Here is a 24,629-nt window from a genome sequence, read left to right as displayed (position 1 = left end):
GGTGCCGTTACACGGCCCAGCAGGAGCAGCCCAGGGCGCCAAAGAATCCTTTCAGATCCGACGCCGGCGCGCCGGATGCCCAGGCTCGCGCATGGTCATGGCCGTGCAGGCCGCAGGCGCTGGCGCATCCGCAGGAAGCGACGGCCTGGGCATGCAGCGGTGCCAGCGAGTTCCTGCCTGCGCCCTCCGGCTCGCCCCAGGCACCGTAGCCCCTGAAGGTGCGCGTGGGCGACCAGTCGGGCATGGCCGGCGGCAGCGGATTGTCGTCCAGCGCAGCAAATTCGCCATCGCCGTAGACGATCCTGCCACCTACCACGGTCAAGCGCGAGGTCAGGAAGGAAATCTCGTCCTCGGGGACGCTGAAGAAGTCGTCGCTCGGCACGATCAGATCGGCGAACTGGCCGGCCTCGATGCGGCCGCGCTTGCCTTCCTCGTTGGAGAACCAGGCCACGTTCTCGGTCCACATGCGCAGCGCCGTCTCGCGGTCGAGCAGGTTGCGCCGCGGATACAGGCCGAGACCGCCGACCGTCTTGCCGGTGATCATCCACGACAGCGACACCCAGGGGTTGTACGAGGCCACGCGGGTGGCATCGGTGCCGGCAGAGACCTTGACGCCCTGTTCGAGCATGCGTTTGACAGGCGGCGTGGCTTCGGCGGCGCGGGCACCATAGCGCTCGACGAAGTATTCGCCCTGATAGGCCATGCGGTGCTGCACAGCGATGCCGCCGCCCAGCGCGGCGATGCGGTCGATGGATCTGTCGGAGATCGTCTCGGCGTGGTCGAAGAACCAGTTGATGCCCTGCAACGGGATGTCCCGGTTGACCTTCTCGAACACGTCCAGCGCGCGCGTAATGGTTTCCTCATAGGTGGCGTGCAGACGCCAGGGCCACTTGTTCTCCGCCAGCACGCGCACCACTTCTTCCAGTTCGCCTTCCATTTCCGGCGGCATATCCGGGCGCTCGACACGGAAGTCCTCGAAGTCGGCGGCCGAGTACACCAGCATTTCACCGGCGCCGTTGTGGCGGAAGTAGTCGTCACCCTGTTTGTATTCCACGCTGGACGTCCATTTCAGGAAATCCTCTTTTTCCTCTTTGGGCTTCTGCGTGAACAGGTTGTAGGCCAGGCGAACGGTGATCTGTCCTTCGTCGGCCATCTTCCGGATGACCTCGTAGTCTTCCGGGTAGTTCTGGAAACCGCCGCCCGCGTCGATCACGCCGGTCACGCCCAGGCGGTTGAGTTCGCGCATGAAGTGCCGAGTCGAGTTGACCTGATAGTCGAACGGCAGCTTCGGCCCCTGGGCCAGCGTGGAATAAAGAATCATCGCGTTGGGCCTGGCCAGCAGCAGGCCGGTGGGATTGCCATTGCCGTCGCGGATGATCTGGCCGCCCGGCGGCTCGGGCGTATCCCTGGTGTAGCCGACGGCGCGCAGGGCAGCGCCATTGAGCAGCGCACGGTCATACAGGTGCAGCAGGAATACGGGCGTGTCAGGGGCGATCGCATTGATTTCTGCAATGGTCGGCAGGCGTTTTTCCACGAACTGGTGTTCGGTGAAGCCGCCCACCACGCGTACCCATTGCGGCGCGGGCGTGATGGCGACCTGGCGCCTGAGCATGTCGAGTGCGTCGGCCAGCGAGCGCACGCCATCCCAGCGCAGTTCGAGGTTGTAGTTCAGGCCGCCGCGCACCAAGTGGATATGGTTGTCGAACAGACCGGGCAGCACGTTGCGGCGCCTGAGATCGACGACCCGGGTGCCTGCGCCGGCCAGGGGCAGGATCGCCGCATCCGTGCCGACCGCGAGGAACCGGCCGTTCTTGATCGCCACGGCGCTGGCGACGGGGTTGCTGCGATCGAGCGTCGTGATCCGGGCGTTGTGGAAGATGATATCGGGGACGGAATCGGACATGGGGGACTCTCCTTCTCTGAATGCTTCAGCGGCTGCACCGTGGTCCAGGACGCCGTTCAGCGCCAATGCGGAGCCAGCGCCGCAGCGTCGTTGCGGTGCCGAGAACCTTGCGCCGGGATGTCATGGGTTTGACTCCAATGGATGATTCAAGTGCATCCATCCAGCCAACCAAACATGCGCCGCCATGCGCAGATTCGATGGGTGGCCGTGGCGGGCTCATGCCTGATCCTTTCCGGAGGCCCTCCCCACCTCATTCCGGCCGGGCAATTGACCGAATACATGGTGGGTCGCCTGGGTCTTCTCGCAGGCGGCAGTGAACGCGGTGCCGTTCCACAATTGCTTGCCGACCGGGATGATCTGTTCGCCGACGAGGATGCCCAGCAGGCCGATCAATGCAGCCAGCGGCGGCGCGGGAGAGCGGACACTCATCAGGCTGTAGATGACGCCGACGAGCAAACCGGCACCCAGGGACAATACATAGAGCCTCATATTCACCTCGAACAAGATAGTGGTGCGCACAACCGCCTGGCGGCCGGCGCAAGGCGCGGCATGACGGCGTAGACGCCAGGCGCCGGGCAGTGCCGCGGCCGCGGCCTCCACCCGGCTGCTTGTGCCTGCCTTACTGGGCCGGGTTGGGGCCGATGCGCTCGCCGTGCCGGACGCGCTCGGGGGCCTTGTGGATCATCGTGTAGGCGTAGTCCACGCCCATGCCATAGGCACCGGAGTGCTCCTTCACCAGGGCCATCACGTCGTCGTAGGTCTCCTTGTGGGCCCAGTCCCGCTGCCACTCCAGCACCACCTGCTGCCAGGTCATCGGCACGACGCCAGCCTGGACCATGCGATCCATCGCGTACTTCTGCGCATCCGACGAGGTGGCGCCGGAAGCATCGGCGACCATGTAGATCTCGTAGTCGGTGTCGTGCAGGCACGACAGCGCGAAGGTGGTGTTGCATACCTCGGTCCACAGGCCCGAGACCACGATCTTCTTGCGGCCCTGGGCGGCACTGGCGGCCAGCGCATCGCGCACGTTCCGGTCGTCCCAGGAGTTCATCGAGGTGCGCTCCAGAATCCTGTTGTCCGGGAACACGGCCAGCAGTTCCGGATAGGTGTAGCCGGAAAAACTTTCGGTCTCGACCGTGGTGATGGTGGCCGGGATGCTGAAGATTTTTGCCGCCTTGGCCAGGCCCACGACGTTGTTCTTCAGCAGCTGGCGGTCGATCGACTGCACGCCGAAGGCCATCTGCGGCTGCTGGTCGATGAAGATGATCTGGCTGTTACGGGGGGTCAGAATTTCAAGGTACGTGCTGGACATGATGTTTCTCCTTCAGATGATGGGAGCGGTTGCAAAGGCGTGGAACGGTATCGGCGGCGGGCGGCGCGATGGCAGGCATGCTCATTGATCCGATGCAGCCCGGCCGGCAAGCAGCTGCATTTCCCAGGCAAACGCAGCGGCGCTGGCGCCACCGTGTTCGAGAATGGCATTTGCGACACCCGCTACGGTCTTCTCCCGCGCCCAGTCGCGCTGCCATTCGCCCAGCACCACCATCCAGGTGACCGGCACGGCACCGGCCTGCACCATGCGGCGCACAGCCATTTCGTGGGCTTCCCGCGAGACACCGCCCGACGCGTCGGTGACGATGAACACGTCGTATCCTTCGTCAAGCGCCTGGATCGCCGGCATGGCGAGGCAGATCTCGGTGTAGAGCGCCGCGAGGATGAGCTGCCTGCGCCCGCTTTTCTTCACCAGACCGGTGACGTTCGGATCCTCCCAGGCGTTGATGAACGTGCGATCGACCGGCTTCTGGTCCGGGAAGACGTCCTGGAGGCCCTTGATGATGTGGCCGCCGCGCTCCTCCAGGACGGTGGTCAGGATCGTCGGCACGTTGAACACCTTGGCCGTCTTGGCCAGACCGACGACGTTGTTGATGATCATCGTCGGCTCATGGCTGTTGAGGTTGGTGAACTGGTACGGCTGGTGGTCGATCAGCACAAGGATGCTGTCGGCGGGGCGAAGCAGGGCGTCGAGGCCGGTCTTGGGTGTCTTGGGCATGGAAAACTCCTTGGGTGGGCGGCATGAATGCCGGCAGGGTCGAGAAAAACGAAGTGAGCATGGATGCGGCCGCCCCCGCCAAGGGCGGTATCCAGGCGGGTGGCAGCGGCCGGGCTGCACGCTGGGCCGGCGTGGCGTGCGTCGCTCTCGAAACGGCTTCCGAGAGATATCTGGCGTGAGCGCTCATCTCATTCCTTCAGGACTTGGTGGTCCGGGAAGGCGAGGGTCTTCAAACGCTCGGTGCCGCTACGCTCGCCTGTCCGGTCGAACAAGTATGCTACGCAGCGGAATGGAAGGCACTGTCTGTTTCTGCGATTGCCAGTCTGAATTTGCTACTGGTTTTCGGTCAATCCTTATGAACTTTCCGCCACACGGCGGGCGTGGCGCCGACGATCCTGCGGAACGTCCTCCCGAAGTGCACGGCGTCGGCAAAGCCCGTCGCTTCGGCGACCTGCTCGAGGGACGCCGCTGTGTCGAGCAGCAAGGATTGTGCCCGCCGCAGCCGCGCCTCCAGTTGCCAGCGGTACGGAGCCAGGCCCGTCGAGGCCTTGAAGGCCCGGCTGAAGTGCCATTGCGACAGTCCCGACAGGGTAGCGAGATCCGCCAGGGCGACGTGGTCGGGGAGGCTGGCGTCCAGGTACTCCAGGACACGCCGCAGCTGCCATGGCGACAGGCCCTTGGCGTCCGTGCCGATCTCCGGAGGAGATGACAGGAGACGCGCCGCAATCGCGGTCGCCAGTCCATCGCCGTATAGCTGCATCGACGGATCGGGATCGTTCACCGCGTCTGCCAGCAGTTTCACCAAAGTCCATATGCGGTCGTCCACGAATCTCAGCCGTGGCGTGGAGATGGCCGAGACATCGAATTTCGTGGAAAGCCGCTCCCCGAGCTCCGGGAGATCGAACGTCAGGCTCGCATCCCTGACGTAGCGCGTATCCGCACTGTAGCCCCACACTTCCATGCCGGCCGGGGCATAGAGCATGTGCCTTGGCATGTAGCCGATGGGACAGGGGCTGCCCTCCCTCAGGCGCGGCTCGCAGCGGCCGCTTCCAATCTCCTCGAGCACGACACTGAGGAGCGCTTCCGAATCGTTGCTCAACCGGTGGATGACGCGGCCATTGCATTGGAATGTGGTGACATCGACGTTCACGCCGCTCCAGGCACGGCGAGACACCGACATGTCAAGCATGTTCTCCGGCAGCGGATCCAGATGGTCGATGCGCGCGTTCAAGAATGCCTCTCCGGTCAGCGGAATGACTATGTGGAAGCAGACATTATAGGTGGCGGAGCTCCATTAATCGATGCTTCAGACGGCCTTTCCGCACGTCGCGCATGCGCGATCAGCCTGGAGTGGCATTCTCCCGGAAGATTGTTGCACGGCTTGTCTCGACGGGATTTTCCATGTTCATGCGGAGGATCGCGATCCTGCATCCCTGCAGGCATCACGGCGAGTCATCGCCAGGGTAAAAGGAAGTCATCGGTATCGCGGCCGCCTGGATCGAAGCGATGGGCGGTCCGGCGAAAAGCGGGTATAGTCCGCCTCGGACCGTCAGGGGAGGAAGGGAAAATGGACACGATGCGCAGGCCCAAGGCACGCGACCGTATCATGCGCCTGCTGGGGCGGCCCGTGCGCATTCCCGCGCGGGCGCAGCACGGCCATGACCTGAGCCTGGAGGTCGATGGCATGCCGCTGCGCGTACGCAGCGAGCGCACCGGGCTCATTCTGTCTCCCGAGGCCGTGGGCACGGCGTTTCTCCTGCCCGCCGCGGCGACGGGCAGGCGCCTCGCCGGCGCCGCGTGCGACCCGGTATGGCTGGAGAATGCGCATCGCATACTGGAGCAGGTCGACGCGTGGTGGGGCTGGGGCGTGGCTGCGCCAGGCCTGGCACCGGGCGAGCCCGGGGTGCCGGCTCCCGGCGTGGGGCTGGCGTTCAGCCTTGGCGTCGACTCGTTCCATTCCTGCTTCTTCGCCGACCCCGCACCCGATCTCCTGATCCTGGCCGCCGGATTCGACGTTCCGCTGGAACGGGAGGACATCCTGGCCCCGATGCGCGCGTCCCTGGCGGACATCGCCCATGCCACGGGGAAGGACTGGACGGTGATCGAGACCGATCTGCGGCGGCATCGCCTGTTCCGCAGGGTGTCGTGGGAGGCGTCCCACGGCAGCGCGATCGCCTTCCTCGGGCACCTGCTGCAGGAGCGGATCGGCACGCTGCTGATCTCGTCCAGCTACGACCGGGACCATCTGGGTCCGTGGGGCTCGCATCCGGATCTCGATCCGCTCTGGTCCTCCACCCGGCTGTCGGTGCGCAGCACGGGGGAAGACGTCTACCGGTCGGAGAAAATCCGGCGGCTGGTAACCCACCCCGTTGCCGCGCCGCTGATGCAGCGCCACCTGCGCGTGTGCTGGGAACGCCCCTCGGCGCAGGGAAACTGCGGCGTCTGCCACAAGTGCGTGCTGCTGCGCCTGACGCTGCACTGGCACGTGCCCGGGTTCAGGCTCGACACCATGCCCGAGGACGTGCCGCTGCTTGATGCGGTGGAGGCGCTGCCGCCGCTGGAGGGTGAATTGTCCCTGCACTTCCGGCGGGAGCTGCTGGGCAGGCTCGAGCCTGCCCTCGACCAGGCGTTGCGCAGGACGATCGAACGGTCGGAGGCGCTCCTGAGAGAGAAGCAGGGCGCCTGATCCCGGCACACCGGTTTTTTCATTTCACGATGGCTCCAGTGCCGCATTTCGTTGGTACGCGCTAGACACGATACAGCAGGTCTATCAATAAGTTAGGCGGGTTCCACATATGCCGGTGCTTTCCGAAACCTGACTTGGTTTTCCCACCGAAGGCTCCTGTGAGGCTCCCGGGAATCGGGCCGTTCCGAGGAGTCATCATGGCAAAACTCAAGCTCACCAAGTCCGCAGTCGGTGCGGCGCAACCTCGGGCGCAGGCCGTCGAACTTCGGGGTATGCCGATGCCCGGCTCTTGTGCAAGATTACCCCAGCGGATGACGTCAATTCCTTGAAATCAAAGTGCCCACGAAAAAAGAGTCAACTTCAACCCCTGCCGGGATGCGCTTCCAGCCATTGCCGTCCGATGGCCGTCAATCGATAGCGTTGCCTGCTGCTGCGGGGCTTATCGGGCAGTGTCATTTCGATCAGATCGGCTTCGAGGGCTGGCAGCAGGTAGACCTTGCGGAAATGATCTTCGCCCTTGAGGCCGAGCGCGGACTGGATTTGCTGGCGAGACATCTCTCCGGCCACGGCACGGAGCAAGCGTTCGACTTCCCCTGTGACTTCCCCTGTGACTTCCCCTGTGACTTCCCCGGTGGGAACCAGAGATAAAGGATGCCTCGGCAGCCGGATCACAAACGCCAGCCGGTCGTCGTCCGTCTCGAACAGCGGCGCGGGCGAGCCGTTGGCGGCCATTTCCTTCAGAATCTTCGGAATGCCGGTGGAGCGCCCCTCGGTCATCTCCAATTCCTTGAAGAACTCGCCGATGCGCCGATTGCGGTAGCGGCGGCTGACGGCACGGCCTGCCTTCAGGTCTTCCATGCGGATAGACCTGTCCGGGCCGGGATAACTCACCACCACGAATTCATTGTGGCTGATACGCACCTCGATGGGCTCGCGCTCCTCGTATCTGGCGCTGCGCCAGTTCGAGACGCCGTTGTTCAATCACTGGCCCCACTTCACTCCCGAGAAGCCATGCTGCCATTGAACATCACGTAGCACCTGCGGTGGATCACTCCCACGCTTGTTTTCGCATTGCACCCATGTGGCCCCTGATTCATCAACTGCCAAGTGCACTCATACACCACAATCAAACCTAATACATTGATATATAGAAATTTTCTCACATATCATAACTGCGGAAAATTCCTTACAACAGACATCTTCGAAGAGTCGCGGCAAGGCAACGGGGGCAGCGTCAGGGCAGCGTCAGCGCGACGCGAAACCCGAGGTAGCGCATGCGCTTGGTCACCGCGAACCAGTTGCGCGTCGAGGTACGCATGTCCTGCGGGCGATGGTTCCAGGAACCGCCGAGGAACAGGCGCTTGGTGCAGTTGCCCTGCCAGCAGGTGTCGGTCCACTGCCAGACGTTGCCCATCATGTCGTACAGTCCGTAGGCGTTCGGCCGGAAACTGCCCACCGGCGCCGTCCTGCGGTTGTCCCACTCGCTGCCGCAGCCGTCGCAGTTGGCATGGTTGCGTCCCACGTCGTTGCCCCAGTAGTAGTCGGTGGTGGTGCCGGCGCGCGCGGCGATCTCCCATTCCTCGACGGTGGGCAGACGATAGGGTTTGCCGGTTTTTTCCGACAGCCACCGGATGTAGGTCTGGGCATCGTTCCAGTGCACGTTGATCACGGGGCGGTTGCCCCGTCCCCAGCCGGCGTCGGAGGGCTGGTAGCCGCCGCAGCCGCCATCCGCCACGCAGGCATCCCACTCCGCGAAGGTCACGGCGTGCCTGCCGATGGCGAACTTGTGGCCGGGGATGGCCACCATCTCCGGGCAGACCGGGCATGCCCGGTCGCTCGCGCCCGGTTGCGGATCCGCCGCGTACGCTTGCGGGGGAGCGAGCAGCATTGCTGCAAGGAGCAGAATGTAGTGGACGGATCTCATGATGTTATTCTTCTGACAGGCATCCCGTCGAGCGGTTCGGCGCGCCGCACCCTAGCGGGTTCTGACCCGCAGCACCATTTTATCATTCGACTGCACGACTTCCACTTTGCGCAGGAAATTCTGGCCCAGCAGCGCCACCTCGCCGTGGAGGCCGACTCCCACGCTGAGTCCCTGCACCACGATGCCGCCGGCCTCGACGGTCTGTCCCGGGACCATCTCGCCCATGACGTCGCCGTTCGCCGTCATGAACCGGGCGGGCGCTCCCCGCGGCAGGCCCGCGCGCCGGGCGATCTCGTGGCTGACGGACACGGCGCCGGCGCCGGTGTCCACCATGAAGTCGACCGGGTGGCCGTTGATCGCGCCGCGCACGTAGTAGTGGCCGTCGCGCGAGCGCGGGATGGTGACGCCGTCGCCGCCGGCCACCGCATCCGCGACCGCGACGGTGGGCTTGTGGTAGGCGTCGAAGTACAGGTACAGCGCACCGGAGAGGGCGATCCAGATCGCCAGGGCGGTGAGATGGCCCCAGGGCGCGGGGCCGCTCATCGCGGCGGGTCCGTCGGTGGCAGGGGAGTCCGCATGCCGGCTGCCGCGCGGCGCTAGCGGTTAATCGGCTTGTAGCGGATGCGCTTCGGTTTCGCGCCCTCCTCGCCCAGCCGCCTGCGCTTGTCGGCCTCGTACTCCTGGTAGTTGCCGTCGAAGAAGGCGACCTGGGAATCGCCCTCGAACGCGAGGATGTGGGTGGCGATGCGATCGAGGAACCAGCGGTCGTGGGAAATGACCAGCACGCTGCCGGCGAATTCCTGCAGGGCGTCCTCCAGGGCGCGCAGGGTCTCCACGTCGAGGTCGTTGGAGGGTTCGTCCAGTAGCAGGACGTTGCCACCCGCGATCAGCGTCTTGGCCAGGTGCAGGCGTCCGCGCTCGCCGCCGGAGAGGGCGCCGACCTGCTTCTGCTGGTCCGTGCCCTTGAAGTTGAAGCGGCCGAGGTAGGCGCGCGCGGGGGTCTCGAAGCGGCCGACGGTGAGGAGGTCGTGGCCGCCCGAGATGGCGTCGAACACGGTTTCGTCGTTTTCCAGGGCGTCGCGCGACTGGTCCACGTGCGCGATCCGGACGGTTGCGCCGAGGGCGATCTCGCCTGCATCCGGCTGCTCCTTGCCTGCGATCATGCGGAACAGGGTGGACTTTCCCGCACCGTTGGGGCCGATGATGCCGACGATGGCGCCCGGCGGCACCTTGAAGCTCAGGCCGTCGATCAGCAGGCGCTCCCCGTACGCCTTGGAGACGTTCCTGAACTCGATGACCTCGCTGCCCAGCCTGTCGGCGACCGGGATGAAGATTTCCTGCGTCTCGTTGCGTTTCTGGTAATCCTGCGAGCTCAGCTCCTCGAAGCGGGCGATGCGCGCCTTGGACTTGGCCTGGCGTCCCTTGGGATTCTGCCGCACCCATTCCAGCTCCTTGCGAATGGCCTTCTGCCGCGCCGACTCTCTTGATTCTTCCTGCTTCAGGCGGGTTTCCTTCTGTTCCAGCCAGGAACTGTAGTTGCCTTTCCAGGGAATGCCGTGGCCGCGATCGAGCTCCAGGATCCACTCCGCGGCGTTGTCGAGGAAGTAGCGGTCGTGCGTCACCGCGACCACCGTGCCGGGGAAGCGGGTGAGGAACTGTTCCAGCCAGTCCACCGACTCGGCGTCGAGGTGGTTGGTGGGCTCGTCCAGCAGCAGCATGTCGGGTTGCGACAGCAGCAGCCGGCACAGGGCGACGCGGCGCTTCTCGCCGCCGGAGAGGTGCCCGACCGTGGCCTCCCAGTCGGGCAGGCGCAGCGCGTCGGCGGCGATCTCCATCTGCTGCGCGGTGTCCCCGCCGCCGGTGGCGACGATGGCTTCCAGCCGCGACTGCTCGGCGGCCAGCGCCTCGAAGTCGGCGTCGGGCTCGGCGTAGGCGGCGTAGACCTCCTCCAGCTTGCGCTGCGCATCGACCACGTCGCCCAGGCCCTCCTGGACGGCCTCGCGCACGGTCTGCCCGGGGTCGAGTTGCGGCTCCTGCGGGAGGTAGCCGATCTTGAGGCCGGGCATCGCCGTGACCTCGCCCTCGATCTCCCGGTCCACACCCGCCATGATCCGCAGCACGGTGGACTTGCCGGAACCGTTGAGGCCCAGCAGCCCTATCTTGGCGCCGGGGAAGAAGCTGAGGGAGATGTCCTTGATGATGGTGCGCCTGGGCGGGACGACCTTGCCCACGCGGTTCATGGTCATGACGTATTGGGCCATGGAGCGGTATCCTGATCGGTTGAGCAAATTCCCCGAGTTTAACCCATCGCGGCGCGATATACGAAGCCCGCGTGCGGGCGCCGTTCAGGATTCCTGCCGCCGTGGTGCGGTGGCGCGCGCGAGGCGCTCGGCGTTGTCCCGTGTGTCATAGATGTCGATGGCGGGACGCCCCTCCGCCGCGCGCGCCATGCGCGCCCGGATTTCCGCGGCCAGGGCGTTGCTGCGCTGCACCGCGGGACGCGCTTCCATGGCCTGGAACCAGCGCGTGAAGCCGGGGTGGGAGGCGGCGTCGATGCCGCGCTCGGCATGCCGGCGGCACCAGGGATAGGTGGCGATGTCCGCGATGGTATACGCCGCGCCGGCGAGCCAGGGGGAGGCCATCAGGCGGTTGTCCAGCACCCGGTACAGCCGCAGGCATTCGTCGTTGTAGCGCTGCCGGGCGTAGGCGTGCGCCTGCGCCTGGCCGTTGAAATGATTGGCCTGGCCGAACATGGGCCCGACGTGGGCGACCTGGAAGAACAGCCACTGCAGCGTGTCGTAGTGCTCGCGCGGCGCGGCGGGCAGGAGCATGCCGGCCTTCTCCGCGAGGTAGCAGAGGATGGCGCCGGACTCCATCATGACGTAGGGTGCGCCTGCGGGGCCGCCGGTATCCACGATGGCGGGAATCTTGTTGTTGGGGCTGCGCGCCAGGTGCTCCGGACTGAACTGGTCGCCAAGGCCGATATCGACGTCGACGTGCCGCCACTCCAATCCGGTTTCCTCGAGCATGATCATGATTTTCTGTCCGTTGGGCGTCGGGCTCGAATACAATTCGATCATCGCTGGCTCCATTCTTTCAACAGGAAACACATTGGCATTGCCCCCGCGCGGGCGGTACACGTGCGGATGCGGCATGGTCGCAGCCTTTCACACTACGCGAAGGAACCTTCTTGTTCAAGCTGCTCGGACTCCTGCTCGGCTACTACTTCCTCGGCTTCTTCGGCGCGATCCTCGGCTACCTGGCCGGCGGCGCCCTGGACCGCTACCGGGCATACGGCGCCGGCGCCGTCAATCCGTTCACCGGCGCCCACCGCCGCGCGGTCTTCATCGAGACCCTCTTCATCCTCATGGGCAAGCTCGCCAAGGCGGACGGGCACATCTCCCGCCAGGAGATCGACCACGTCGAGGATTTCATGCGCAAGCTGGGGATGACGCCGGAGCACCGGCAGCAGGCGATCGCCCTGTTCAGGCAGGGCGCCGCCCAGGATTACGATGTCATGCAGAAGCTCGACGAGTTCATGGCCGTCTGCGGGCATACCGCCAACCTCCGGCAGATGCTGCTCATATATCTCATCGTCATGGCGCTGTCGGACGGGCGCATCGACGCCGCCGAGGAAAATCTCCTGAAGGGTTTCGCCGCCCGGCTGGGCTACGACGAATCCGGATTCAGGCAGCTCCTGGGCATGATCCTGGGGCAGTCGCACTTCTCGGAGGCGCAGCCCGCCTCCGCCAGCACGCTGGACGACGCCTACGAGGCGCTGGGCATCGCCTCCGGCAGCAGCGACCAGGAGGTCAAGCGCGCCTACCGGAAGCTGATGAGCCAGTATCATCCCGACAAGCTGATGGGGCAGGGCATGCCCGAGGACATGATCGCGATGGCGACTGCCCGCACCCAGGAGGTGCAGAAGGCCTACGACCTGATCAAGAAGAGCCGGGGCATGACCTGAGCCCGCCATTCACGGCGGCCCCATCCGGCCAGGGGGCGTACCGCGGCCGCCGAGGGTTCCGGCGTGCGATGAGCTTGTTGCAAAAACCCGAAACGGATTATCATAGACGGGTTTGCCGTTTCGCATCCCCATTCCCGGCAAGAGGCACGCATGTCATCGACCAGCCGTCCACCCGAAGAGCAGATGCAGGTAAAGTCGTTCGATCCGCTGGTGCTCGACCGCTCGATCATCGCCATTCCCCTGCTGCGGGAGATGGAGAGGGAACTGCGGCGGATCGGGGCCTTTCAGGCCGGGCGCGGGATCGATCTGCGCAAGTTCAACAGCGTGATCGAGTACGCCAGATCGAACTTCGACACGGCGGAAGAATTGCACCGGAACGTTCTCGAGATGGCGGCGCAGGCGGCCGAGGCCGCGGTAGCGGCATCGGAGAAGCGCCTGGTCGCCATGGAAGGGAAAGGGAAAGCCCAGGAGGGTTCGGGAAGGCATCGTGACGATGACATGTCTTCAAGGGAGCGTCGCCGCCACGACGCCCTCAAGCGGGCGGTGGCGGCGCAGACGATCGGCCCCCTCCTGGGAGACGCGGAGTCGTATGGATTTGCCCGCCTGCACGCCGCCGTCATCCGCCGCATGCTGGCGGCGAACGACCGGCTTGCGGATGACCGCAGGCCCCTGGTGCGGATCCATCCCGATCGATACGATGTCATCATCGACCTGAATCTCGAATATCCGGGCGGGCGCGAAGCGGCCCGGGCCTGGGTGTTCGAGAACATCGGAAAAGCCAAGCGGAAGGCGCGGGTGCAGGATGCGGGGCAGGACATCCATCTCGAAAAGGATCAGCACGGCAGCGGCTATGTGTTCGCCCGGCTGGAAGCACGCGCCATCCAGGCTCTCGTCGACCTGAATATCCAGGATGCCAAGGCGCAGGCCCGGGAGGCCGAACTCCGGGCACGTGACGGGATGGCGGACGATCCGTCCCCGGCGCCGAGGATCGATCCCGGCAAGTTCCGTGCGATATTCCGCATCTGGCCGGATTTCGAGGTTTCGGCGTACATCAGCAAGTCGATCGCCACGGTGAAGGCCGATGCGGCCCAGAATTCGTTTTCCGCACAGGGCGCGGGGATCACGTGGGCCGTCATGGATTCCGGGATCCGGCGCGATCACGGGCATTTCCGCAAATACAACAACGTCGATGAAGCCCTGACGTGGCACAAGGATTTCACGGTGGACGGGAGCGGGCCGTTCGATGACGAAAACGGCCATGGCACGCATGTGGCCGGGATAATCGCCGGTGAATGGGACGTCCAGGCGGAGGCCGCCCCCGCGGGCGCATCCGCCCTGGCGGAGGCCCGTGTTCCCACCGCGGTTTCCCGCTACCTGAAAAAGGACGCCGAAGACGTCGAATACCAGTCGACGAAGCTGACCGGGGGCATGCGCGGAATGGCCCCGCAGTGCAGGCTCGTGAGCCTGCGTGTTCTCGATGAGAACGGCAAGGGCAGCGTGAGCAACCTGATCGCCGCGATCGCGCATATCCAGGAGATCAACGGCTACGGCCGCAGGCTGCTGATCCATGGGGTGAACATGAGCCTGGGATACAGCTTCGAGCCGGAATGGTTCGCCTGCGGCCAGAGCCCGCTGTGCGTGGAGGTGGATCGCCTGGTGAAGACGGGAGTGGTGGTGGTCGTGGCGGCCGGCAATACGGGCTATGGAACGTTGAAGTCCTCCATCGGCGCCACCGCGGCGGGCATGGCGCTGACCATCAACGATCCGGGCAATGCCGATCTTGCCATCACGGTCGGCTCCACCCATCGCGACATGCCCCACATCTACGGCGTATCGTATTTTTCCTCCAAGGGTCCCACCGGCGACGGGCGTCTCAAGCCCGATCTGGTCGCGCCGGGCGAGAAGATCATCTCGTGCGCCACCGGGCTCCTGAAGAAAAATGGCGCGCACGGCATGGAATGCGACTACGTGGAAACGAGCGGCACCAGCATGGCGGCTCCACACGTCAGCGGCGCGATCGCGGCGTTCCTCTCGGTGCGGATCGAGTTCATCGGCAAGGCCGAGCGCGTCAAGGACATCTTTCTGCAATCCGCGACGGATCTGCGGCGCGACCGGTATTTTCAGGGTGCGGGGCTGGTGGATCTGATGCGGGCGATTCAATCGATATAATCTGAAACGACGGAGAGGAGCCTATCCATGAACGATATTGCGGGAATTCCCTACATCGAGGCTGAGTTCGGCAAGGACGGCCAGGAGATCGGGAAGCAGGCGGATCTCCCGCCGGGGATCGAGAGTGTTTTCGTCATATCCCATGGCTGGAACAACGATAGGCTCGAGGCGGAGGGGCTTTATCGCCGATTCTTTGAAAACTTCCGGGCGATCGATCCCGGCGACGTGTCGGGGCTTGCGGTCGTCGGAGTGATCTGGCCCTCGAAAAAATATGATGAATCGTTATCGGTTTCCGGTGCGCCGGACGCGGGTCACGGCGCTGCAGGCCTCGGGTTCGGGGACGCGGAGTCCGACAGGATCGTCCTGCAGAGGCTGGAGCGGATGAAGGAACTCTTTACCGATCCCGACCAGCGCCGGCTGCTCGACGAAGTCGAGGCCCTGCTCCCGGATCTCGACGAGAAGGCCAGCGCCCGGCGCGCATTCATGGAAAGGATCCGCGCGCTGCTGGATCCCGGTGCGGCGACGAAGGATGACGCCTCGGACAGTTTCTTCAAGGACGACGGCAACGAGCTGATGACGAGCCTCAAGGCGGATGCGGACGATCTGGATGAAGAGATCGCGGGCCGCGGGGGGGCTTCGCTGCCCGGTCAGGCGGCGGATGGCGTCGCCGGGGAGGGCGGCGCGGCGGGAATCGTGGAGGTCCTTTCGGGGTTCAAGGCTGCCGCCATGAACATCCTGAACTACACGACCTACTACGAAATGAAGACCCGCGCCGGGACCGTCGGCAAGAACGGCGTGGCGCCGCTCGTCGACAGGCTTGCCTCCCGGGTACGGGCGGTTCACCTCATCGGCCACAGCTTCGGCGGCCGTGTGGTCGCCGCGGCGGCCGCCCATTCCCATACCGACAGGATAAGGAGCATGACGCTGCTGCAGGCGGCCTTCTCCCACAACGGGTTTTCGAAGGCGGGTTTCTTCCGCGACGTGGTGGACAGGAAGCGGATCGGCGGCCCCATCCTGATCACGCACACCCCCAACGACAAGGCGGTAGGCCTGGCCTACCCCCTGGCGTCGCGGATCAACGGGGACAAGGCCATGGCATTCGGCGACAAGAACGACGTCTTCGGCGCGATCGGCCGGAACGGGGCGCAGAAGATGGAGGCGGGCGAGGCTGTCGATGGCCCGCTGCTCGCAGTGGGCGGGGACTACGCGTTCCAGCCCGGCAGGTTCTTCAATCTGGAGGCGAGCCGCTTCATCAGGGATCACAGCGATGTGACCGGGAAAGAAATCTGCCACGCCGTGCGCAAGGCGTTCCTGCCCTGACCGGATCTCCGGGGAGGCGGCCGGGGCCGCTCACAGCCGCAGCGGCCTGACGTAGCCCGTCAGCTCGTAGTATCCGCGGCCGGCCGGCCGGCCGTCGCGCGTCACCGTGACCGCCCCTTCCCAGTAGACCGCGCCGGTGGACTGCCGCGCGTCGAGTTCCTGGTCGTCCTGCAGCGGCAGGAGCCGCCATTCGGTCGTGCCGGTGCGGATCTGCATCTCCACCGGATAGGCGGCGCCGGTGCGCGGCGAGCGCCAGGTGCGCCGCGGCTGGAAATCCACCTGGCCGGGTTCGTACAGCGTGAAGCGCCCGGCCGCGTCGCGCAGGCCGGCGTAGGCCCAGATCGTGCTGCCGTCCTTTCCCCGTATCCGGAACGCCATCAGGGCGGAGCCGTCGTCCAGGCTGGCGCCGACCCAGTCCCAGCCGTCCGCGTCCGGGTCGAGGTAGGCGGTGGACCATTCGTGGTCGAGCCAGGCGGTTCCCTTGATCGGCATGGTGCTGCCGTCGCGGGTGACGCTGCCGGAGACCCGCAGGTGCGGCTCGCTGTAGTAGTGGCTGGCCTGCTCCGGGCGTGGGCCCTTGCGCGAATAGCCGTCCCGGTCCTGCTTCATCGGCGGCTGGGTCGGCGCCAGGGACAGGCGCAGCGTGAAGCCGTCCGCATGGATGACAGTTTCATAGTGACCGTTCCTGGTGCGCACCAGGTGCCAGTCGTCCAGCCTCACGTCGGTGTCGCCCTCCCGGGCGTAGGCCAGGCCGAAGCCTTCGCGCGCGCTTCTCTGGTCGTGCAGCAGCCTGCCCACGGCCGGATCGGACAGCGCCGCGTGGGCGATGATGAGCTGCTTCGGCGAGAAGTGGCTGGGGTTGGCGCGATCGACCTCGGTGGCGGCGCGGAAAAAGGTGACCTGGAAGCCGAGGGGCCTGCCGTCGGGCATCTCCAGCCAGCCGGTGGCATACCACCATTCGGTGCGGAAGTCCGGATGGGCGCCGAAATCCGCGGGAAAGGCGAGCGGGGTGCCGGGCACGACCGGTGCGAAGCGCGGGGCCGGCTCCGCTTCCGCCGCGGGGTCGACGGCGGCATCCGCCCAGCACAGCGTGGCGAGCAGCATGCCCGCGGCGAGCAGTGCTGGGCCGCGGGGCGGGCGCGGCCGGGCGCGGCCCGTCACCAGTCCTCCCGCACCGCCCGCACGGCATTGTCCGCAAGGGCGCGGCGCCCGGCCGCGAGCGCCGTCAGGGAGGCCGACAGCAGCAATGCCAGGGCAACGGCGGCGAGTTCCTGCCCGGGCAGGTGCCATTGCAGGGTCCAGTGGAAGGACTGCGGGTTGACGATGAAGACGAGGATCAGGCTGATGCATCCCCCGAGCACGAACCCCAGCACGATGCCGAGCGCGGTCAGCAGGCCGCTTTCCGCAGCCAGGAGGGCGAGGATCTGCCGGCGCGTCATGCCGATGTGGCGCAGGACGCCGAATTCCCGGATGCGCGCCAGCGTCTGCGCCGAGAATCCGGCCGCCACGCCCAGCAGCCCGATGATGACGGCGACGGCTTCCAGCAGGTAGGTCACCGCGAAGCTGCGGTCGAAGATGTCGAGGCTCAGCGCACGGATGCGGCTGCGCGCGGAAATGTCGAGCACGCCGCCGAAGGGGAGCCGCTGCAGCGATGCCATGGCATCCTCGGCCGTGGCATCCGCCCGCAGCCACAGCGCGGCGTCGTTCACGAGGGGATCGCGGGTCAGCGAGCGGTAGTCCGACAGGCGCATCTGGATGGCGCCGAACTGCCGCCCGTAGTCGCGCCACACGCCGGCCACCACGAAGTCCCGCGGCGCATCGCCGATGGGCAGCGTGATCCGCTTTCCGGGCGTGTGGCCGTACAGGTCCACCATCGCCTCGGACACCCATACGGGGATGGCGTCCCGCGGCAGCGCGGCGGGAGGCAGGGTCGTACCGGTCATCGGCAGGGTGGCGGCGGGGTCGGCCGCATCGATGGGCCGGGCGATCAGCGTCACGCCCGGACGCGCGGGGTCCAGCGCGAGTTGGGTCGAGCGGAAGAAATCGGCTCGCAGGATGCCTGGCGCGGCGGCGATCATTTCTGCCTCTGCCGGCGTGAGGCCCCGCGTGTCGCCGGCGGCCGCCGTCTGCACGTAGAGGTCGGCCGGCAGGATGTGCCTGAGCCATTCGTCCACCGAGATGCGGAAGCTGCTGACCATGATGCCCATCGCCGCCACCAGGGTGAAGCTCGCCAGCACGCCGCCGAGCGCGACGGCCGCCTGGTTGGGGGCGTTGGCGAGGCGGGAGAGCGCCAGCGCGGGGATCACGCGCAGGGGGCGGCGGGCGGCGAGGGACAGCAGGCCGGAAAAGGCCGACGCGGCCAGGCGCGGCATCAGCGCGATGCCGCCGATCAGCAGCAGCGCGACCGCGAGATAGCCGAAGACCGGCAGGCCCGACACCGGCGGCAGTTGCGTGAACAGGCCGCCTGCCGCCAGGCAGGCGAGGGCCGGCCAGGGGCTGGCGAGGCGGGCGTAGGCGTGGTCTTCGCTCCCCGGCTTGAGGGCCGGCGCGGGGTGGGTGCGGGCCGCCTCCCATGCGGGCGCCATGCTGCCCAGCATGGCGATGCCCGCGCCAAGGAGGAAAAAGACGCCGGCCGCGGCCGGATCGAAGCGGATTTGCGGTTGAATCCCGGAAAAGAACCCCCCGCCCAGGTCGCCGCCGAAGAGGTCGAGCGCCGCCGCGGCTGCGGCATGTCCCAGGGCCAGCCCCAGCAGGGCGCCGGCGGTGCCCAGGATCGCGCCTTCGAGGGCGATCTGCCACAGCAGCTGCGCACGCGTGAAACCCAGGACGCGCAGCAGCGCAAGCTGGTGGCGGCGGCGCACGACCGACAGCATCTGGGTGGAGAATACCAGGAAGGCGCCGGTGAACAGCGCCACCAGCGCCAGCATGTTGAGGTTGACGCGGTAGGCGCGCGACATGTTGGCGACGCGCGCCTCCTGGTCGGAAACCTGCGTCACCAGGTGGCGTTCGTCCAGATCCCGCACCAGCGCCGCCTTGAAGGCGTCGCGGTCGACGCCCGGCAGCAGCTGCAGCTCCACCCGCGACAGCCGGCCGAGCTGCCGGAAGCGCCATTGCAGCGCGCCGATGTCCATGACGCCCAGGCGCTGTCCCGCCCGCGCCCGCGCCAGTCCGCCCGCCACGCGCAGCGTGACCACCTGCGTTCCGCGGCGCAGCGGCAGCGGGTCGCCGCGGCGGACGCCCAGCCACTCCATGGCGGCGGGGGAGAGGAAGATGGCGTCGTCCGCCAGCAGGTCGAACAGATTGTCCTCCTCCGGGATGCCGACCAGGTCCGGCGCGATGGCGGCCGCCCGGAAGATGTCGAGGCCGACGACCTTCAGCATCCCGTGCCTGCGTTCGTTTGCATGCGCGGGAACGATGATGTCGAGCTCCAGGACCGGATTGGCGATCCGGACGCCGTCGCGTTGCGCCAGGAAAGGGTACAGCGTTTCGTCGAGCGTGGCCTGCACGCCGCGCACCTGCAGGTCGGATTCGCCCGACAGGCTTCTGGCGGCCGCGGCGAACTCGTTGTAGGCGGCCGCGTTGATCAGGTGCACCGCGAACCCGAGGGCGACTCCCAGCGCGATGGCGGCGACGACCGCGGCCGCCTGCGGCACGTGCGCCCGCCATTCGCCCCACAGCAGCCAGCGCCGCAGCATCATTGCCTGCATCATGGCCTCATGGGTGCGCGCGGCCTCCCGCTGAGGACGGCTCCATGGAATGCAGGCCCGCCTGCGTCAGCACCAGGATCCGGTCCGCGGTCTCCGCGGCCAGGCGCGAATGGGTGACGATCATGGCGGATGCGCCGTTCTCCCTGATCTCGGCGCGCATGAGCGCGAGGATGTCGCGCGCGGTATCCGGATCCAGGTTGCCGGTCGGTTCGTCGGCCAGGAGCAGGGCGGGTCGGTGCACCAGTGCGCGGGCGATGGCGACCCGCTGCATTTCCCCTCCGGACAGCTGGCGTGGAAACTGCCGTGCCTTGCCGTGCAGTCCGACCGCGTCGAGCATGTCCTGTGTGCGCGCCTCGGCGTGCTTCACGGAAACGCCGTTGAGCAGCAGCGGCAGGGCGACGTTCTGCTGCAGCGTCAGGTGCGGCAGCACGTGGAATGCCTGGAACACGAATCCCAGCCGCCTGCGCCGCAGCCGTGTCGCCGCGTCATCATCCAGGGACGATATGGCGATGCCGTCGATCCGTATCTCGCCCGAGTCGGGGACGTCCAGGCCTGCGATCAGGTTCAGCAGGGTCGACTTGCCGACGCCGGATTCGCCCATGACCGCCACGTACTCCCCCGCGGCCAGCGCGTAGGACAGGCCGGACAGCACCTGCCGGCCGCCTGCGTAGCCCTTGCGGACGTCGCGCAGCTCCAGCATGCCGGTTCAGCGCCCGGGCCGGTACGCGGAAAGCGGGGAGGCGCGGCGCGGGCGGCCTCGCGCGGCGCATGCGGGACGGCGTGCGCCGCGGGCAGCGGCGGTGAATGGGGGGCGCATCGGCGGCTCCGGAAAAAGCCCTATTGTAACCGCTGGCGGCATCGTCCTGCCGTCCCGTCGGGCGGCGCGGCTACTGCAGCGTGGTCTTGCGGGAGAGGAATTCCTCGATCTTTTTCGCGGGCACGCCGGGGCTGAACAGGTAGCCCTGGATTTCGTCGCACGCCAGCTTGCGCAGGAGATCGGCCTGTTCGCGGGTTTCCACGCCTTCCGCGATCACCTTCAGGTTCAGCGAGTGGGCCAGGGAGATGATGGCGGAGACGATGTGCAGGTCGTCCGGATTGCTGGTCATGTTGATGATGAACGCGCGGTCGATCTTCAGGACGTTGACGGGCAGCTTGGCGATGTAGCTGAGCGAGGAATACCCGGTGCCGAAATCGTCGATCGCGACCTCGATGTGCATGTCGCGAATGATCCGCAGCTTCTGGATGTTGGTCTCGATGTCCTGCATGATCACGCTCTCGGTGATCTCCAGCTCCAGTTCGATGTCCGCGCCGCGTGCGCCATGGATGACGCTGGCCACCATGCTGACGAAATCCTTCTGCCGCAGCTGGATGGGCGAGACGTTGACGGCGATCTTGGGGGGATCGAGCGCCAGGGATTTCCATGTCTGGGAATCCTCGATGGCTTTCGACAGCGCCCATCTTCCCGCATCCAGTATCAGCCGCGTTTCCTCCAGCAGGGGAATGAAGTGCAGCGGCGGGACCAGGCCGTTGTGCGGGTCCTGCCAGCGCATCAGGGCCTCGAGCCCGCTGATCTTCCCGCTGCCGAGGTCGATCTTCGGCTGATAGTGGAGCACCAGCTGCCCTTCCTTGATCGCGCGGCGCAGCTTGGTCTCGAGCTTCAGCTTCTCGGTGACGCGGGCGTTGAACTCGGGTGCGTAGAACAGGTATTTGTCGTAGGACAGCTTGGCTTTCTTCAGGGCCGTCTCGGCGTTGCGCAGCAGGGTATCGGTGTTGCGACCGTCGGCGGGGTACGAGGAGGCGCCGGCCCGGGCGGAAATGCGCAGCTCGTGCGTGCCGATCTGGAAAGGCTGATCCTGTATCCCGAGCAGCAGCTTCTCCAGGACATGGACGATGTCCGTGCTGCCTTCGGCATGGCGGATGGCGATGGCGAAGTGATCCGCGGAAAGATGCGCCAGCACGTCGGTTTCGTCGAGCAGCAGTATCAGGCGCTTTCCCAGCTGGCGCAGGAGATCGTCGCCGCTCTGGTGGCCGAGCGATTCGTTGATGCTGCTGAACCGCTCGATGTCGAGCAGGATCACCGACAGGATCTCGCGGCTGTCGCGCAGGGTGCCGATGCGCTGGTCGACCCGGTCCAGGAACAGCGCCCGGTTGGGCAGGTCGGTGATGGCATCGAAGAAGGCCAGGTAATTGATGCGCTCCTCCTTCTTCAGGTGATCCATGGCGAACGAGATGTCGCCTGCCATTTCCGTGAGCAGGGTCATCTCTTCCTCGTCGAAGCATCCCGTTTCCGATGCGTAGAGCGCGAATACGCCTTCGAGGCGGCCGTCGACGACCAGCGGCAGGATGACTTCGGAGCGGTAGCCTCGTTCCAGCGCCGTGGCGTGCCAGGCACGCATGGGGTCGTGGATGACGACCGTCAGGTCGTTGCAGATGGCGGGCTTGGTCCACCTGATCGCTTCCGCGATCAACCAGGAATCCCCCGGCGTGCCGGCATCGGTCAGGTCGATCCGCGACAGGAAGCCGTCGTTGTCGCCCGCCTTGGCCATCGGGTCGATACGCTGCGCGTCGGCATCGAACAGGCCGATCCAGGCGAACAGGAACTTGCCGTCGCTGGTCGCGATGTGGCACGCCTTGTCGAACAGTTCCTGCTGCGAGCGCACGCGCACGATGGTATTGTTGATGCCGCTCAGGACGCTGTAGATGCGGTTGAGCCGGATGATGCGGATTTCATATTCCTTGCGCCGCGATATCTCCGCGGTCAGCGCCGCCGTGCGTGCCTCCACCAGTTGTTCCATGTGCGCGTGCAGGCGGGCGCGTTCCAGGGTGATGCCGATCTGGTGGCCGACGCCCTGGAAGGTTTCCAGCTCATGGTTCCCGAACGGTTCCTGGCGCGCGCCCGCCAGGTTGAGGACGCCACGGTACTGGTTGTTGATCCAGAGCGGGATGCCGGCATGGCAGCCGAAACCCGGCAGCGCGTTCCCGAGCGGCATGGACAGCGCATCCCGGTCGATTCCGGCGGCATGGCTCGTGCCTTCGGCGAGCAGGCCGCGCTGGCGCTCGCCCAGGCGCTCCATCGCTTCCCTGAGCGCCGGCGTGTCCGGAATGCCGCGGGTTGCCGTCGTCCGGGTGCCGTCCTGCTCCCAGAGATAGAGCCATCCGGCGTCGATGCCCGGCAGTTCCACCACATGATCCAGCGCCTTGTCGCATACCTCGTGCTCATTGACTGCCCGGTTCAGGCCCTCGGCGATCCGGTAGAGTCCGGTCAGCAGATGGTTCGAATGCGCCAGTTCGAGTTGCCGCGCATGAAGCTCCTTGTTGATGTGGATCGCCTCTTCGTAGACGGAGATCAGCAGGTCGACGATCTGCTGCCGTTCGGCGGTGATGAAGTGCCGCTGCCCGCCCAGGTAGATTTCCATCCCGATCCGCGTCTTCTGGCCCTTGCGCAGGCTCTGGTTGATCAGCAGGTACTCGACGCGGGTGAGCAGGTAATGGTCCTCGTAGGGCTTGCGGATGAAATGGTCGGCTCCGCATTCCAGCCCCTGCATGATGTCGCCGATGTCCGAGAGCGAGGTGAGCAGGATCACGGGCACGTCCCGCAGGAGCTCGTCCTGCTTGATCTCCCGGCACAGCGTGAACCCGTCCATCTCGGGCATCATCACGTCGCTGATGATCATCGCCGGCTTGCTGCGGCGCGCCTCCTCGAGCGCCAGCCTGCCGTTGGGCATGGATCGCACCCGGTAGCCGCTGCCCTCCAGCAGATAGCGGAGCCTTTCCGCCTGGGTGGGGCTGTCCTCCGCGATCAGGATCTCGGCGCCATGGGGATGAGTCGCCTGCGATGTCATGAGTGTGCCCACGCGCCGTTGTTTTGACGGTTCAGATTCAGGAGCAGGGGGGCGATCCTCCCCAGCGGCATCACGAACCTCGCCGCATTCAGCCGGATAGCCTCCCCGGGCATGCCGTCGACCACCGAGGTTTCCCTGTCCTGCGCGAACGTCAGCGCGCCCGATTCCCGCAGCAGCCGCAGCGCATCGGCACCGTCGCGTCCCATGCCCGTCAGCAGGCCGGCGGCGGCGGTGCGGCCATAGACCGTCGCGATCGAGCGGAACAGATAGGAAACGGAGGGCCGCAGGCCATGCTCGCGCTCGTCCTGCGTCAGGGCGATCCTGCCGCCGTGCTCCACCTTCATCTGGCAATCGTCGGGTGCGATGTAGACGTGGCCCGGCAGGATCGGGTCGCCGTGCAGGGGGACGTGCAGCGGCAGGCTGCACGAGCCGGCCAGCCACTGCACGAAGCCCTGCACGAAGCCCGCCGTCATGTGCTGGACGATGAGAATGGGAAGGGAGAAGTTTCCCGGCAGGGCCCTCAGGATCACTTCGAGGGCGGAAGGGCCGCCGGTGGAGGCGCCCAGGCCGATGACGCGTATCTGCTCCGGCGGGTCGAGCGGATCGGCATCCCTGCGCGGCAGGGGCGCCGTCTCGCGCAGCTGCGGCCAGCGGCGCACCAGCTTGATCTCCGATATCAGCCTGACGGTCCGTATCAGGTCTTCCGCCGTGGATCGGTGCTCCGGATGGCCGAGGCCGGCCGGGCGGCGCAGTACCGCCAGCGCGCCGGCATTCATCGCGTCGAAGGTGGTCGCGACCTCGTGGATGTTCTCGCTGCTACTGACGATGACGATGGGGGTGGGATGGGTTTCCATGATGGCGCGGGTCGCCTCGAGGCCGTTGAGCCTGGGCATGTGGATGTCCATGGTGACGACGTCGGGACGGTGCTGGCGCACCAGGTCGAGTGCTTCCTCGCCGTCGCGCGCCGTCGCGACGACCGCGATGCCGGGATCCGATCCGAGGATGTGGACGAGCAGTTCGCGCACGGTGGGCGAGTCTTCCACCACGAGGACGTTGATCAT

General features: G+C 66.3%; 20 protein-coding genes. 5 read left to right on the top strand and 15 right to left on the bottom strand.

What is annotated here, in order from left to right; translation table 11 throughout:
- Positions 1-7: 7 nt before the first annotated feature.
- From BT108_RS09015 to BT108_RS09000, 4 genes are all read right to left on the bottom strand, one after another.
- Complete coding sequence (locus BT108_RS09015; protein ID WP_072294211.1) at positions 8-1,903, bottom strand: amidohydrolase; 1,896 nt, start codon at positions 1,901-1,903, stop codon at positions 8-10.
- Positions 1,904-2,119: 216 nt separating this feature from the next.
- Positions 2,120-2,392 carry a XapX domain-containing protein gene (locus tag BT108_RS09010; protein WP_072294245.1) on the bottom strand — a complete coding sequence of 91 codons (273 nt, stop codon included), beginning with the start codon at positions 2,390-2,392 and terminating at the stop codon, positions 2,120-2,122.
- Between the two features lie 130 nt (positions 2,393-2,522).
- Positions 2,523-3,215 carry a hydrolase gene (locus tag BT108_RS09005; protein ID WP_072294210.1) on the bottom strand — a complete coding sequence of 231 codons (693 nt, stop codon included), beginning with the start codon at positions 3,213-3,215 and terminating at the stop codon, positions 2,523-2,525.
- Positions 3,216-3,296: 81 nt separating this feature from the next.
- A complete protein-coding gene (locus BT108_RS09000) occupies positions 3,297-3,953 on the bottom strand; it encodes a hydrolase (RefSeq protein WP_072294209.1) in 657 nt (218 codons plus the stop codon).
- A 23-nt stretch (positions 3,954-3,976) separates the two neighbouring features.
- Here BT108_RS09000 and BT108_RS13830 point away from each other — a divergent pair, with 23 nt between their 5' ends.
- On the top strand, positions 3,977-4,132 hold the full coding sequence (locus BT108_RS13830) for a hypothetical protein (RefSeq protein WP_177257291.1): 156 nt from the start codon (positions 3,977-3,979) through the stop codon (positions 4,130-4,132).
- 167 nt (positions 4,133-4,299) lie between these two features.
- Here BT108_RS13830 and BT108_RS08995 read toward each other — a convergent pair whose 3' ends face one another.
- Entirely contained in the window at positions 4,300-5,184 is an 885-nt protein-coding gene (locus BT108_RS08995) for a helix-turn-helix domain-containing protein (RefSeq protein WP_177257290.1), read from the bottom strand.
- Between the two features lie 336 nt (positions 5,185-5,520).
- Here BT108_RS08995 and BT108_RS08990 point away from each other — a divergent pair, with 336 nt between their 5' ends.
- Positions 5,521-6,639 (top strand): hypothetical protein, encoded by a 1,119-nt coding sequence (locus BT108_RS08990; protein WP_072294208.1) that lies wholly within the window; start codon positions 5,521-5,523, stop codon positions 6,637-6,639.
- Positions 6,640-6,999: 360 nt separating this feature from the next.
- On the opposite strand, the gene BT108_RS08980 is transcribed toward BT108_RS08990, so the two are convergent.
- The 5 genes from BT108_RS08980 to BT108_RS08960 all read right to left on the bottom strand — a co-directional run bounded on the left by BT108_RS08980 (position 7,000) and on the right by BT108_RS08960 (position 11,643).
- Positions 7,000-7,620, bottom strand: a complete 621-nt coding sequence (locus BT108_RS08980) for a Fic family protein (RefSeq protein WP_072294207.1) — start codon at positions 7,618-7,620, stop codon at positions 7,000-7,002.
- Positions 7,621-7,873: 253 nt separating this feature from the next.
- Positions 7,874-8,563, bottom strand: coding sequence for a formylglycine-generating enzyme family protein (locus BT108_RS08975; protein ID WP_072294206.1), 690 nt, complete (start codon positions 8,561-8,563; stop codon positions 7,874-7,876).
- 51 nt (positions 8,564-8,614) lie between these two features.
- Entirely contained in the window at positions 8,615-9,106 is a 492-nt protein-coding gene (locus BT108_RS08970) for a retropepsin-like aspartic protease family protein (RefSeq protein WP_255369680.1), read from the bottom strand.
- Positions 9,107-9,159: 53 nt separating this feature from the next.
- Positions 9,160-10,824 (bottom strand): energy-dependent translational throttle protein EttA, encoded by a 1,665-nt coding sequence (gene ettA, locus BT108_RS08965; RefSeq protein WP_072294205.1) that lies wholly within the window; start codon positions 10,822-10,824, stop codon positions 9,160-9,162.
- Positions 10,825-10,908: 84 nt separating this feature from the next.
- The gene (locus BT108_RS08960; RefSeq protein ID WP_072294204.1) at positions 10,909-11,643 is read right to left on the bottom strand and encodes a glutathione S-transferase N-terminal domain-containing protein; all 735 of its coding nucleotides are present in this window, start codon (positions 11,641-11,643) and stop codon (positions 10,909-10,911) included.
- A 110-nt stretch (positions 11,644-11,753) separates the two neighbouring features.
- Between BT108_RS08960 and djlA the strand changes: the two genes are divergently transcribed.
- From djlA to BT108_RS08945, 3 genes are all read left to right on the top strand, one after another.
- Positions 11,754-12,530 carry a co-chaperone DjlA gene (gene djlA / locus BT108_RS08955; protein WP_072294203.1) on the top strand — a complete coding sequence of 259 codons (777 nt, stop codon included), beginning with the start codon at positions 11,754-11,756 and terminating at the stop codon, positions 12,528-12,530.
- A gap of 150 nt (positions 12,531-12,680) precedes the next feature.
- Positions 12,681-14,699, top strand: coding sequence for a S8 family peptidase (locus BT108_RS08950; RefSeq protein WP_072294202.1), 2,019 nt, complete (start codon positions 12,681-12,683; stop codon positions 14,697-14,699).
- A gap of 27 nt (positions 14,700-14,726) precedes the next feature.
- Positions 14,727-16,019, top strand: coding sequence for an alpha/beta fold hydrolase (locus BT108_RS08945; protein WP_072294201.1), 1,293 nt, complete (start codon positions 14,727-14,729; stop codon positions 16,017-16,019).
- 30 nt (positions 16,020-16,049) lie between these two features.
- On the opposite strand, the gene BT108_RS08940 is transcribed toward BT108_RS08945, so the two are convergent.
- From BT108_RS08940 to cheB, 5 genes are all read right to left on the bottom strand, one after another.
- The gene (locus BT108_RS08940; RefSeq protein WP_255369679.1) at positions 16,050-17,180 is read right to left on the bottom strand and encodes a lipocalin-like domain-containing protein; all 1,131 of its coding nucleotides are present in this window, start codon (positions 17,178-17,180) and stop codon (positions 16,050-16,052) included.
- Positions 17,177-19,729, bottom strand: coding sequence for an FtsX-like permease family protein (locus tag BT108_RS08935; RefSeq protein ID WP_369817050.1), 2,553 nt, complete (start codon positions 19,727-19,729; stop codon positions 17,177-17,179). The genes BT108_RS08940 and BT108_RS08935 overlap by 4 nt, the downstream gene beginning before the upstream one ends.
- A 4-nt stretch (positions 19,730-19,733) precedes the next feature.
- On the bottom strand, positions 19,734-20,426 hold the full coding sequence (locus tag BT108_RS08930; RefSeq protein WP_072294200.1) for an ABC transporter ATP-binding protein: 693 nt from the start codon (positions 20,424-20,426) through the stop codon (positions 19,734-19,736).
- Positions 20,427-20,613: 187 nt separating this feature from the next.
- Complete coding sequence (locus tag BT108_RS08925; RefSeq protein WP_072294199.1) at positions 20,614-23,568, bottom strand: EAL domain-containing protein; 2,955 nt, start codon at positions 23,566-23,568, stop codon at positions 20,614-20,616.
- Positions 23,565-24,629 (bottom strand): chemotaxis-specific protein-glutamate methyltransferase CheB, encoded by a 1,065-nt coding sequence (gene cheB / locus BT108_RS08920; RefSeq protein ID WP_072294198.1) that lies wholly within the window; start codon positions 24,627-24,629, stop codon positions 23,565-23,567. Before cheB ends, BT108_RS08925 begins: the two co-directional genes overlap by 4 nt.

Source organism: Nitrosovibrio sp. Nv17 (assembly GCF_900119085.1).
Lineage (GTDB): Bacteria > Pseudomonadota > Gammaproteobacteria > Burkholderiales > Nitrosomonadaceae > Nitrosospira.
This window is presented reverse-complemented; position numbering and strand designations above follow the sequence as displayed.